12 protein-coding genes are annotated in these 12185 nt (G+C 67.4%); 7 read left to right on the top strand and 5 right to left on the bottom strand.

Annotation, left to right across the window (positions count from 1 at the left end; all coding sequences use genetic code 11):
* The coding region (locus tag ACKAE7_RS19010) for a (2Fe-2S)-binding protein (protein ID WP_408980008.1) at positions 1 to 195 on the top strand (195 nt) is incomplete at its 5' end.
* Here ACKAE7_RS19010 and ACKAE7_RS19005 read toward each other — a convergent pair.
* The 4 genes from ACKAE7_RS19005 to ACKAE7_RS18990 all read right to left on the bottom strand — a co-directional run bounded on the left by ACKAE7_RS19005 (position 196) and on the right by ACKAE7_RS18990 (position 3166).
* A complete protein-coding gene (locus ACKAE7_RS19005) occupies positions 196 to 807 on the bottom strand; it encodes a hypothetical protein (protein WP_188809255.1) in 612 nt (203 codons plus the stop codon). It lies immediately after the preceding gene.
* Positions 804 to 1349, bottom strand: a complete 546-nt coding sequence (locus tag ACKAE7_RS19000; protein WP_408980007.1) for a flavodoxin domain-containing protein — start codon at positions 1347 to 1349, stop codon at positions 804 to 806. Before ACKAE7_RS19000 ends, ACKAE7_RS19005 begins: the two co-directional genes overlap by 4 nt.
* A 63-nt stretch (positions 1350 to 1412) precedes the next feature.
* Positions 1413 to 1598, bottom strand: coding sequence for a PspC domain-containing protein (locus tag ACKAE7_RS18995; RefSeq protein ID WP_104185318.1), 186 nt, complete (start codon positions 1596 to 1598; stop codon positions 1413 to 1415).
* Between the two features lie 152 nt (positions 1599 to 1750).
* Positions 1751 to 3166 (bottom strand): NAD(P)H-quinone dehydrogenase, encoded by a 1416-nt coding sequence (locus ACKAE7_RS18990; RefSeq protein ID WP_188809253.1) that lies wholly within the window; start codon positions 3164 to 3166, stop codon positions 1751 to 1753.
* A gap of 106 nt (positions 3167 to 3272) precedes the next feature.
* On the opposite strand from ACKAE7_RS18990, the gene ACKAE7_RS18985 reads away from it, so the two are divergent.
* Positions 3273 to 4091, top strand: a complete 819-nt coding sequence (locus ACKAE7_RS18985) for a purine-nucleoside phosphorylase (protein ID WP_191034258.1) — start codon at positions 3273 to 3275, stop codon at positions 4089 to 4091.
* A 93-nt stretch (positions 4092 to 4184) separates the two neighbouring features.
* On the top strand, positions 4185 to 5945 hold the full coding sequence (locus ACKAE7_RS18980) for a phospho-sugar mutase (protein ID WP_408980006.1): 1761 nt from the start codon (positions 4185 to 4187) through the stop codon (positions 5943 to 5945).
* Between the two features lie 3 nt (positions 5946 to 5948).
* On the opposite strand, the gene nirD is transcribed toward ACKAE7_RS18980, so the two are convergent.
* Positions 5949 to 6335 (bottom strand): nitrite reductase small subunit NirD, encoded by a 387-nt coding sequence (nirD, locus tag ACKAE7_RS18975; RefSeq protein ID WP_408980005.1) that lies wholly within the window; start codon positions 6333 to 6335, stop codon positions 5949 to 5951.
* A 271-nt stretch (positions 6336 to 6606) separates the two neighbouring features.
* On the opposite strand from nirD, the gene nirB reads away from it, so the two are divergent.
* From nirB to ACKAE7_RS18955, 4 genes are all read left to right on the top strand, one after another.
* Complete coding sequence (gene nirB, locus ACKAE7_RS18970; RefSeq protein ID WP_408980004.1) at positions 6607 to 9252, top strand: nitrite reductase large subunit NirB; 2646 nt, start codon at positions 6607 to 6609, stop codon at positions 9250 to 9252.
* A gap of 2 nt (positions 9253 to 9254) precedes the next feature.
* Positions 9255 to 10289: a uroporphyrinogen-III C-methyltransferase gene (cobA, locus tag ACKAE7_RS18965; protein WP_188809248.1), complete on the top strand. Its 1035-nt coding sequence runs from the start codon at positions 9255 to 9257 to the stop codon at positions 10287 to 10289.
* Between the two features lie 14 nt (positions 10290 to 10303).
* Positions 10304 to 11464, top strand: coding sequence for a uroporphyrinogen-III synthase (locus ACKAE7_RS18960; RefSeq protein WP_188809247.1), 1161 nt, complete (start codon positions 10304 to 10306; stop codon positions 11462 to 11464).
* A 227-nt stretch (positions 11465 to 11691) separates the two neighbouring features.
* On the top strand, positions 11692 to 12185 hold a 494-nt coding region (locus tag ACKAE7_RS18955; RefSeq protein WP_408980003.1), incomplete at its 3' end, for an FAD-dependent oxidoreductase.

Raw genomic sequence — 12185 nt, 5'->3', positions numbered from 1 at the left:
ACCGCCGATCCCGCCGGCACCGTCTGCCGGTGCGCCGGAGTCAGCGGAGCCGCCATCCAGGGCGCCGTTGAGGAGGGCTGCTCCACGGTGCCCGAGGTGTCCAAGGCAACGCGTGCCGGAACCGGCTGCGGCGGCTGCCACGAGGACATCAAGGGGCTCATCGAAAAACACTTCCGGGCGGTCCAGGCCGCCTGACTAGGAGGCTGGGGCTGGGGCCGCGGGAACGCCGAGCGGGCTGCCGTTGCCCCAGCCGGCGTCCACTGCTGCCTGTGCGAGCGCACGGGCCATCGCATCGCCGTCGGGAGCGGGAGCGCCGTTCATGGGCGCAGAGGTGACGTACGGCATTTCGAGCGTCTCGTCGCCCCGGACAGCCGTGAGGACAACGTTCGCGGAGGCGCCCCCGGCCTCGCCCCGGAAGTAGCCGGTCCACTGCAGGCAGGCGAAGTCACCGATTCCGGTGACGGGTGAGCAGTCGGGCGCCGATTTCGCTGTGGAGATGTCCTGCGACGAGGCGGGCGAGGTGAGTGCCACCGACAGGGCCGTGATGCCTCCGTCCATGGACTTGCTCGAATACGTGCAGAGGTAGGCCTTGCTCCCGGGCGGCCTGTCACTGCTGTTCTGGCCTACAGGCATAATCCCGGGTACGACTTTCGCCGCAATTTCAGGCGTGATGAGGTCGCAGGCAGGGCTGGTCCCACCGGTGGAGGTCCCGGGTGCCGGCGCACCCTGGTTCCCGGGCTGCGAACACCCGCCAAGAAGAGCGGACGCAGCCAGGAACAGGACGGGTACGGCCGCGGGGGTTCTCACGGGGTGAAGCCTGGAGGAGTGACCCCGGCCAGGAAGTCCTCGGCGAAGCGCTTCACGCCGTCCCACTCGGTGTAGATGTAGTCGCGGGACGTGTCCAGATCCTGGGAGCCCCTGTCCTTGGCGATCTTCTTCATCATCTGGCGTTTCAGGAAGTTGTAGTGGGTGTACATCAGCGCACCGGAGAACATCGCTACATGGCGGGGGTGCCAGCCGGTCTCCTCCTCGAACTTTTCCACGTAGCCCTCCGCACTGGCCTCATCCCCTTGGGCGGCAAGGCTGACCGAGACCAGGGCGGACGGCAATCGATCAAGTTCGCTGCGGTTCTTGCGGACAAAGTCCGCAACGTAGCCCTCGTGCTTGCCAATGTGCACCGACGCCGCCACGATGACGCCGTCGTGTCCGTCCGGAACGGTGTCCGCAGAATGCTTGAGGTCCGCGGTTTCAGCGTGGTGCCCGTGCGCCCGGATCACATCGGCGATGTACTCCGCGATATGGGCCGTCTGCCCTTCAACGCTCCCGTAGGCGATGTAAATAGAAGCCATGCTCCACTGTGCCTGCAGGGTGCGATGGAGCAGTAGGGCACAACGTCCCCGGTACGCACATACTTAGGCCGGGGCCTTGGGAATGAGGATCCAGAGCACGATGTAGGCAAGTTCGCCGACCCCCACCAGGCCAAAGATCACGAAGCCCAACCGGACCAGGAACTTCGGGAGCCCAAAGCGGGCTGCCAGGGCCGCGCACACCCCGCCAATGATCTTGCCGCTGCGCGGCCTCACGAGTGCTGTTGACATTGCTTCTGCCTACCCTTCTGATGGCTGGTGCAGGGACGGCCGGGAAAATCCGCTGATGGAATTCCCGGCCGTTCCTTTGAGGAGTCTATGCACGCCGCGCGGAGTGGTCCAGACTCGCGTGGGCCTGGAATCTGGTGGATTCCGACGCGCCCTTACAGGTGGACGTGCAGGCGCCGCGCCGCCTCGGAAATCGATCCGCTCAGTGACGGGTAGACGGTGAAGGTGCTGGCGACGTCGTCCACGTGCAGCTTCTGCTTCACCGCGATGGAGATGGGGAAGATCAGCTCCGAGGCGTTCGGTCCTACGACCACCCCGCCGATCACGGTGCCGGAGCCCTTCCGGGCAAAGATCTTCACGAAGCCGTCGCGGTGGTTCCGCATTTTGGCGCGGGCGTTGCTGCGCAGCGAGAGCTTGATGATGTCGCCCTGGTACTTGCCCGAATCGATCTCAGCTTCCGAGACGCCCACGTTCGCGATTTCCGGTGACGTGAAGATGTTCGAGGCCACCTGGTGCAGTTTGAGCGGGGTGACGGTGTCGCCCATGAAGTGCGCCACCGCGATGCGGCCCTGCATGGCCGCCACGGAGGCAAGCGGCAGCACGCCGGTGCAGTCACCGGCGGCATAGATGTTGGGGGCCGAGGTGCGTGATACGCCGTCCACCTTGATGTGGCCGCTTTCGCTGACCGCCACGCCGGCCTCTTCCAGGCCGATCCCTGCGGTGTTGGGGATGGAGCCCAGGCACAGCAGGCAGTGGCTGCCGGTCACCTTGGACCCGTCGCTGAGGGTGACCACCACGCCGTCGTCCGTCCGCTCCACGGTCTCGGCGCGGGAGCGGGACAGGACCCGGACGCCGCGGCGTTCGAAGACTTCCTCCAGTACTACTGCCGCGTCCACATCGGATCCGGGAAGCACCCTGTCACGGCTGGAAATCAGGGTGACCTTGGATCCCAGTCCGTTGTAGGCGGAGGCGAATTCTGCCCCGGTGACACCGGAACCCACCACAATCAGTTCCTCGGGCAGCTCATCGAGGTCATAGATCTGCGTCCAGTTGAGGATCCTTTCGCCGTCCGGGCGTGCGGTGGGAAGTTCGCGCGGATGGGCGCCCACGGCGAGCAGGATGGTGTCCGCCTCGACGGTTTCGGTGCCGTCCGCCGTGAGGACTTCAATGGTCCGGTCATCCAGCAGCCGGCCGGACCCGGTGAGGATCCGCACTCCCAGGTTCTCCAGGCCGTCGTGGATGTCCTTGGACTGGCTGCGGGCCAGGTTCAGCAGACGGTCGTTGATGTGCTTGAGGTCGGCGCGCATCACGGGCACAAAGTCGCCGCCGTCGACGTCGAACTTCACTCCCAGCTCGCCTGCCTCGCCCACACGGGTCATGAGGTCCGCGGTGGCGATCAGGGTCTTGGAGGGGACGACGTCGGTCAGCACGGCCGATCCGCCCAGTCCTGCACGCTCGATGATGGTGACCTGCGCCCCCAGCGAGGCGGCCACCATGGCGGCTTCGTACCCGCCCGGACCACCTCCCAGGATTGCGATCCGGGGGGAACTGAAATCTGGATGCGTAGTCACAAACAATCATTCTCCTGCAACTCCCCCGCACCGCCAAAGAAAACGGTCTCTCGGGAAAACCGGCCCAGGGTGGGCGGCATGAGGGACGGCAGGATAGCTTGTACCAGTGAGTACAACTGACTTCCTGAACACCGATCCCTTTGCCGCCGCGCGTGCCGCAGCCGACTACATCGCCGAGGAAACCGGCGTGGACAGCCACGACGTCGCCCTGGTTCTTGGCTCCGGCTGGGGCGAGGCAGCCGACCTGATCGGGGAGACCACCGCCACCCTGTCCGCCGACGAGGTCCCCGGTTTCCACGCCCCGGCGGTGGAAGGACACGTGGGCACCATCCGCTCGGTCCTGACCCCGGGCGGCAAGCGGGCACTGGTGCTCGGGGCAAGGACGCACTACTACGAAGGCAAGGGCGTGCGCGCGGTGGTGCACGGCATCCGCACCGCGGCGGCCGCCGGCTGCAAAACCCTGGTGCTGACCAACGGCTGCGGCGGGCTCCAGGAAAACTGGACCCCGGGCACCCCTGTGCTGATCAGCGACCACATCAACCTCACCGCCGCCTCGCCGCTGGAGGGCGCCACGTTCGTGGACCTGACGGATCTCTATTCGCCCCGGATCCGCGGCCTGGCCCGTGAGGTCGACGCCACCCTGGAAGAGGGTATCTACGCCCAGTTCCCCGGCCCCCACTACGAGACGCCCGCCGAGGTGCAGTACGCCAAGCGCATCGGGGCCGATCTGGTGGGCATGTCGACGGCGCTGGAGGCCATCGCGGGGCGGCACGCGGGCATGGAGGTGTTCGGCATCTCGCTGGTCACCAACCTTGCCGCGGGCATCAGCCCCCAGCCGTTGAGCCACCAGGAAGTCATCGAGTCCGGGCAGGCTGCCGGACCGCGGATTTCGAAGCTGTTGGCCGGGATCATCGCCCGGCTCTGACCCGGGTCGCGGTCCCGTGCGGCGTGCCTGCCACAGGCATTTCGTGGCCGCGGTTGGAAGAAGTGGCGGGCCAATGACGATAGCGTTATGCCCATGACGTCTTCCGATGCCGAAATCCGCCTGCTCAATGATGCCCGCGCGTGGGCTGCCCAAGACCCGGATCCGGTGACGTCGACCTCCCTCCTCGAGCTCATCCGGCTGGTGGAGAATGGCGTTCCGGCAGCCCGCCAGGAACTTGAGGACAGCTTCCGCGGGACGCTGCAGTTCGGCACGGCAGGGCTCCGGGCGGCACTGGGTCCGGGCCCGAACCGGATGAACCGGGCGGTGGTGCGCCGGGCCGCCGCCGGCCTGGCGGACTTCCTGCTCTCGTCCGTGGGCGAGTCATCGCCGGGAACCCGGCCGCGCGCCGTCGTCGGCTATGACGCCCGGCACAACTCGGACATCTTTGCCGAGGAAACCGCGGCAATTTTCACGGCAGCGGGGATAGAGACGTTCCTGATGCCTGCGGCGCTGCCCACTCCCCTGCTGGCCTTCGCCGTCAGGGCGCTGGAATGCGACGGCGGGGTGATGGTGACCGCCAGCCACAACCCGCCGCAGGACAACGGGTACAAGGTGTACCTGGGACGCCATGCCGTGCCGGAGAACGGCAACGGCGCACAGATCGTTGCCCCGTACGACGCCACCATCGCCGCCCGCATCAACGCGGTGGGACCGCTGGATTCGATTGCCCTTGCCCCCTCCGGCTGGACTGTCCTGGACGGGTCCCTTGCAGCCGACTACGAACGCTCCACTGCCGCGCTGGCCATGCCCGGCGAGTTCCCTGCCCGTGACCTCAGCATCGTCCTGACTCCCCTGCACGGCGTGGGCGGCGGGACCGCGCTGGCGGTGTTGAACGCCGCAGGTTTCAAGGACATCACCTTGGTTGCGGAGCAGGCCGAGCCGGACCCGGATTTTCCCACCGTCAGCTTCCCCAACCCGGAAGAACCCGGCGCCCTGGACCTGGCACTGGAGTCCGCCGAACGGCTGGGGGCAGACATTGTGATTGCCAACGATCCCGACGCCGACAGGGCGGCCGTTGCGGCAAAAGACCCTGACACAGGCGCCTGGCGGATGCTCCGCGGGGACGAGGTGGGGGCGCTCCTGGGAGCTCACGTGGCCGCCCGGATCGCCGTGGGCAAGGGAAAGGACGACGACGGCGCGGAAGAAGGCGCCCAGGGAGTGTTCGCCAATTCGATCGTGTCCTCCCGGCTGCTGGCCCGCATCGCCACAGCGGCCGGGTACGCCCACCAGGAGACGCTGACCGGGTTCAAGTGGATTTCCCGGGTTCCCGGGCTGGTGTACGGCTACGAGGAAGCCCTGGGCTATTGTGTTGCGCCGGATCTGGTGCGGGACAAGGACGGGATCTCGGCTGCCCTGCTGATCGCGGAACTCGCCGCAGCCGCCAAGGCTGACGGCAAGACCGTCTTTGACACCCTGGACGAGCTCTACCTGCAGCACGGCCTGCACGCCAGCGACCAGCTCAGCATCAGGGTTGCGGACCTGGGGCTCCTGGACGCGATGATGAACCGGCTCAGGGTCTCCCCGCCGGAAACGTTCGGATCATCCGCTGTTGAGGTGTACACGGACCTGGCCGAGGGCAGCGGCCAGCTGCCGCCCACGGACGGACTGCTGTACGTCACCAGGGACCTGACGCGCGTGATCATCCGCCCGAGCGGCACCGAGCCCAAGCTCAAGTGCTACCTCGAAGTAATCCAGCACGTGGGTTCTGCCGCGGAACTGCCGGCCGCCCGGCAGTCGGCGCGGGCGGCGCTGGACGAAGTGCTCCGCGATGTCAGCGAAGCGCTGGGGCTCTAGCCGCTACAGCTCAATCTCGACCATGCCGTCGCTGATGCGGGCGCGGAAGGTGGCAATGGCCAGGCCGGGCGTGCTGAAGCATTCACCGGTTTCAAGGTCGTAGACCTCTTTGTGCAGCGGCGAGGCGATGGTGGGGCGCTCACCGCGTGAGCCCAGGATCCCACGCGCCATGACATGTGCTCCCGTGGCAGGGTCCTCATGCGCTACCGCGAAAACTTCGGTGGCGCCGGTGCGGAAAAGGGCAATCTGGCGTCCCGCAACCAGGGCTGCCTCGCCCCAGGCGATTTCCAGGTCCGCCACCGGGCAAACGCTGTGCCAGCCGCCCGTGATCCCGGATACCGCCTCGTCAAGGCCGGCTTCGAGTGCCCCAAGTTCCAGTGTTGCCGTCATGTCCGGCTCCTCTCCCTGTGCGGGTAATCCTTCTCAGTGGGCCGCCTTTGCAGCCGTGAACCACGCTAGGCTCCGGGTGTTTCAGAGGCGTGCAGTGAATGTGTCCGGCGCGTAAAAGACACCTCACACGGCCGGAAATGCGTTCGTGATGCAGAAGTTAAGTTGACGAAACAATTGGGAAACTGAAGCGAAACTGCGTCTCCCTAGTCTGGATGGACAGCTCGACAGAGAAGGCTGCAGTTCCACTGCGGCCCATGCGAAAGGCCCATCAGTGACCGAACAGACTTCAAGCACAGAGACTCCGCGCCGCATCGTCGTCGCCGGCGGCGGCCCCGCGGCCCACCGTTTTGCGGACGCAATGCATGCCCGTGGCCTCGATGGCTGGCATGTCACGGTCCTCACTGAGGAAGCCCATTTTCCCTACGACCGCGTTGCCCTCTCCAAGGCCCTCACGGACAAGGACGTGGACCTTACGCTGGGAACTGCCTCCATGTGGGACCACCCGTCCCTGGAGCTCAAGACCGGCGAGCGGGTCATCAGGATCAACGCCGAAGCCAAGACCGTGGAGACGGCTGCCGGCAACACCTTCGGCTACGACGAGCTGGTGGTGGCCACCGGCTCGAACGCCGCACGCCTGCCCATCCCTGGCGCCGAGCACACGCACGTCTACCGCACCCTCGAAGACGTATGGGCCATCAACGAGGCCATCGCCGGGCTGAAAGAGAAGCTGGGCCGCAAGGTCAACGCAGTCACCATCGGCGGCGGCCTCCTTGGCCTCGAATCCGCCGCCGGCACGGAGCAGCTGGGTGCCAACCCGATCGTCATCGACGGTTCGCAGTGGCTGATGGCCACGCAGCTCGACGAAGGTGCCGGCCAGGCCATGGGACGGCTCATCAAGGCCAAGGGCTTCGAGGTCCACGGCGGCGTCTTCCCCTCGGAAGTCCTGTCCGACGACGACGGCCAGGTCACGGGCGTCCTCATGGCGGACGGCCGCATCATCGAAGCAGACATGGTCATTGTGGCCATCGGCGTCCGGCCCCGTGACGAACTCTTCCGCGCCGCCGAGGGCGAGGAACAGGTATTCAGCCTGGGTCCCCGCGGCGGCGTGGTCATCAACGACTACTGCGAAACCGAAGTGCCCGGCATCTGGGCCATCGGCGAGGTGGCCAACTTTGGCGGCATGTGCCTGGGCCTGGTGGCCCCCGCCAACACCATGGCGGAGATTGTGGCCGACCGGCTGCACGGCGGCGACGCCACGTTCCCCGGCTTCGACACCGCCACCAAGCTCAAGCTGTCCGGCGTGGACGTGGCCAGCTTCGGCGACGCGTTCGCCAGGACCGAGCACGCCCTCGAAATCGTGTACGCCGACCCCGCCCGCGGCGTCTACCAGAAGATCGTCACCACCGACGATGCCAAGACCCTTCTGGGCGGCATCTTCGTGGGCGACGCCTCACCGTACATGAGCCTCCGCCCGCTCCTCGGCCGCGAACTTCCGGCCGAGCCCGGCGCGTTCCTCACCGCGGCAGGCGGTGGCGAAGCCCCCGAAACGGAACTTCCGGACGACGCCACCCTCTGCTCCTGCAACAACGTCACCGCCGGCAGCATCCGCGATGCCATCAACGGCTGCGGCGCCTGCGATGGCAACGCCCCCGTCCAGGAACTGGGCGAGCTGAAGGGCTGCACCCGCGCCGGCACCCAGTGCGGTTCCTGCGTGCCTATGCTCAAGAAGCTGCTGGAAACCGAACTCACCAAGTCCGGCGTCGAGGTCTCCAAGGCACTCTGCGAGCACATCGAACTGTCCCGCCAGGAACTGTTCGACGCCATCCGCGTCCTGGAACTCACCTCCTTCGAAGAGATCATGGCCAAGTACGGCACCGGCGCGGGCTGCGACATCTGCAAGCCCACCATCGCCAACATCCTGGCCAGCCAGAACAGCGCCTACGTGCTGGACGCCGGCCGCGGCACCCTGCAGGACACCAACGACCGCGCCCTGGCAAACATGCAGAAGGACGGCACCTACTCCGTGGTCCCCCGCATCGCCGGCGGCGAAATCACCCCCAAGAAACTCGGCGTGATCGCCGCCGTCGCCGAAAAGTACAACCTGTACACCAAGATCACCGGCGGCCAGCGGATCGACATGTTCGGTGCCCGCCTGGAGCAGCTGCCGGAAATCTGGAAGGAGCTGGTGGACGCCGGCTTCGAATCCGGCCAGGCCTACGGCAAGAGCCTTCGTACAGTGAAGTCCTGCGTCGGTTCCACCTGGTGCCGCTTCGGCGTCCAGGACTCCGTGGCCATGGCCATCCAGCTGGAACTGCGCTACCGCGGCCTGCGGAGCCCGCACAAGCTTAAGATGGGCGTCTCCGGCTGCGCCCGGGAATGCGCCGAGGCGCGCGGCAAGGACGTAGGCGTCATTGCCACCGCGGACGGCTGGAACCTGTACGTCGGCGGCAACGGCGGCGCAACACCCGCCCACGCCCAGCTGCTCGCCAAGGACCTCGACGACGAAACGCTGATCAAGTACATCGACCGCTACTTCATGTACTACATCCGCACCGCAGACCGGCTGCAGCGCACCGCGCGGTGGCAGGAAGAGCTCGACGGCGGCATCAAGCACGTTGAGGACGTGGTGGTCAAGGACACCCTGGGCATCGCCGCGGACCTCGAGGCGGCCATGGCCAAGCACGTGGATACCTACATCGACGAGTGGGCTGACACCCTGAAGGACCCCGAGCGGCTGCGCCGCTTCCGCTCCTTCGTCAACGCACCCGACCAGAAGGACGACTCCATCACCTTCGTCCCGGACGAGCGCGGCCAGATGCGCCCCGCCACCGCCGAGGAGAAGGCGGCAGCCGGCCAGCAGCCAGTCCTCATCGGGGCCTCCATCCCGGTCCGGTCAAATAACGAGAACGAGGTATAGGCATGCAGCTCAGCATTGATCTCACCGGCCGTGAAGTACTGGTGACGGGTTCGGAGCACGCTGCCCGCCAGGCGGTCCGCCGCTACGAAGCCGCCGGCGCCGTCGTCTACCGCCTCAGCACTCCGCAGGGCGCGGCGCACGACGGCCCGCTGCCCGAACGCCCCTTCCTGGTTGCAGCTGTGGACGACGGACAGCCCGGCTGGGACTCCCTCCTTGGCCGCTGCCGGGACACGGGCATTCCGGTCGCTGTTGAGCCGGCTGCCGGCACCCCGGGCCACGTCACCCTGGTGGGCGGCGGCCCCGGCACCACCGAGCTCCTCACCGTCGCCGCGGTCAAGGCCCTCCGCGACGCCGATGTGGTGTTCTACGACCGGCTCGCCCCATACCAGGAACTCCCGTCGCTCACCTCGGCCGAACTCGTGGACGTGGGCAAGAAGCCCGGCCACCACAAGGTAAGCCAGGGCGACATTGAGAAGCTCATGGTGGAAAGCGCCCTGGCCGGCAACAACGTGGTCCGCCTCAAGGGCGGAGACCCGTATGTCTTCGGCCGCGGCGGCGAGGAAGTTGCCGCCTGCGTGGCCGCCGGCGTCAAGGTCCGCGTTATCTCCGGCGTCACCAGCGCCATTTCCGTCCCCGCTGCCGCGGGCATCCCCGTCACCCACCGCGAGGTCAGCCACATGTTCACCGTGGTGTCCGGCCACGCCCCGCTGACCGAAAAAGAGCACCAGCACCTTGCCGGCCTGGGCGGGACCATCGTGGTGCTGATGGGCATCGGAACCCTCCACCAGCTCGCTGCCGGACTCCGCCGGGCCGGAATGCGGGCTGACATGCCCATGGCCGTGGTGGAGCGCGGCTACCGCCCTGGCCAGCGCACCACCATCGCGGATCTGGGCACCATCGCCTCCGCCGCCGCCGGGTGCAGCAACCCTGCCGTGCTGGTCATCGGCGAGGTGGTCCGGGTGGCTGAGGCCAACCGCGGGCATGCTGAGGCCGCGGCCGACCTGGACAGGCTGGCGGCCTCGCTGCTGGGTTCGTGAAAGGATTGACCCCCATGACTGCACTTGCACCGGCCGAACCACCGCAGGTCGAACAAACGCCTGAAGAAGCACCCGACGCCGCAGAGGCTCCCCTGGAGGGTTTCCGCATCGGTGTCACCTCGCACCGGCGGTCCCAGGACCTGATCGAGGCGCTGGAACGCCGCGGAGCGGAAGTCCTTCACGCCCCCGCCCTGAAAATCGCACCCGTGCAGGAGGACATGCGGCTCATCGACGACACCAGGGCCATCATCGCGGCCAGGCCGGATCTCTGCATCGCCACCACCGCCTACGGGATGCGGCGCTGGTGCGAGGCCGCGGATTCCTTCGGTATCGGCGAGCAGCTGCTTGAGACCCTGGGCGCCTGCCGGATGTTCGTCCGCGGACCCAAGGCCCGCGGTGCGGTGCGCGCCGCCGGCCTTGCCGACGTCGGAATCAGCAGCGACGAAACCACCGCAACACTGGTGGACATGCTGCTGGCCGAGGGCGTGCGCGGCAAAACCGTCGCCGTGCAGCTGCACGGCTACACCGACGTGCGGCAGCTGGAACGCCTGCGCATGTCCGGCGCCACCGTCCTGACAGTCACGCCGTACCGCTGGGTGAAGCCCGACGGCGAGGACCGGCTCCCCCGGCTCATCGAGGCTGCCTGCAGCGGGAACCTGGACGTCCTCACCTTCACCAGCGCACCCGCGGTGGATGCCATGTGGAGCACCGCCCACGAAATGGGCGTCTACAAGCAGCTGATCGAGAGCCTGAAGACCAACGTCACCACGGCAGTGGTGGGTCCGGTCACGGCACAGCCCCTGCTGGACGCCGGCGTGACCCCGCTGATCCCGGAACGCTTCCGGATGGGGGCGCTGATCCGTCTGGTGTGCGAGCACCTCGCGCTCAACCACGTGCGCCGGCTGGACACCAGGTCCGGCAACATCGAGCTGCGCGGCCGCAGCCTGCGCATCAACGGGCAGCCGGTGGAACTCGCCCCTGCACCGCTGCTGCTCCTGCGGGCCCTGCTCGGTGCCGGCGGCGCGGTCCTGTCCCGGGAATCGCTCTCCGACCTGCTGGAACTCCGCGGTTCCGTCCATGCCCTGGACATGACCGTCAGCCGTCTCCGCTCTTCACTGCCTGACGGCCGCCTGGTGGAAACGGTGGTGAAGCGCGGCTACCGTATCCGCGTCTAGGAATTCCGGGACGAACAGCACCGACGGGCAGCGGCACAGGGCAAATGTGTCGGACAACTGGCGGATGAGAGGCAGGTCACGGGTTCTGTTACCGGCCGGTAAAAACTGGCGAACACCGTGCCTTTAAACAGCAACTGCGGGGAAACACGCCGGAAAAAGCACGCGCCTACGCTGGGTTCCATCACGAAGTTCCGGCCGCTCCCGGCCGCCAGCGAAAGGGCCAGCACATGTCCGCTCCGGCACCCTCCCCATCCAACTCCACCGCCACCCGCATCGTCATCGCGGGGGCGGGTCCTGCTGCCCAGGCGCTTGTCAGCCAGCTGGACCGGGCCCGTTTCACCGGCACCATCACCGTGCTGAGCAACCGGGACGACACCCCGGAGGAACTGCTGGAGCTGGCGCTGCTGCCGCAGGTCTCGGTCCGGTTCGGCCAGCCGGCAAGCCACATCGACGCCGTCAACCGCACCGTGGCCACCGCGGACGGCATGGAATTCGCCTACGACCAGCTGGTCATCGCCACCGGATCGGCACCCGTGGCCAGCCCGGTGGAAGGGGCGGGCGCTTGCCTGAGTTACTCCACCATTGACGATGCCGCCCGGATCGGGGAGGCCGTCAGCGAGGTAGCCAGGGAGCTGGGCCGCCGCCCCCTGGGCATCCTGGTGGGCAACGGCACGGCGGCCGGCCAGGCTGAGGCCGTGCTCCGCGCCCAGGGCGTCCGCCC

It is taken from the genome of Pseudarthrobacter sp. NKDBFgelt (genome assembly GCF_046097905.1).
In the GTDB taxonomy this organism is placed as follows: domain Bacteria; phylum Actinomycetota; class Actinomycetes; order Actinomycetales; family Micrococcaceae; genus Arthrobacter; species Arthrobacter polychromogenes.
The sequence above is the reverse complement of the archived record's forward strand: the minus strand, read 5'-3'. Positions and strand labels throughout refer to the sequence as shown.

Excerpts from the sequence above, each read along its gene's own strand:
- ACKAE7_RS19000 (WP_408980007.1), bottom strand. The coding sequence starts at position 1,349 with ATGGCTTCTATTTACATCGCCTACGGGAGCGTTGAAGGGCAGACGGCC.
- ACKAE7_RS18995 (WP_104185318.1), bottom strand. The coding sequence starts at position 1,598 with ATGTCAACAGCACTCGTGAGGCCGCGCAGCGGCAAGATCATTGGCGGG.
- ACKAE7_RS18980 (WP_408980006.1), top strand. The coding sequence starts at position 4,185 with ATGACGTCTTCCGATGCCGAAATCCGCCTGCTCAATGATGCCCGCGCG.
- nirD (WP_408980005.1), bottom strand. The coding sequence starts at position 6,335 with ATGACGGCAACACTGGAACTTGGGGCACTCGAAGCCGGCCTTGACGAG.
- cobA (WP_188809248.1), top strand. The coding sequence starts at position 9,255 with ATGCAGCTCAGCATTGATCTCACCGGCCGTGAAGTACTGGTGACGGGT.
- ACKAE7_RS18960 (WP_188809247.1), top strand. The coding sequence starts at position 10,304 with ATGACTGCACTTGCACCGGCCGAACCACCGCAGGTCGAACAAACGCCT.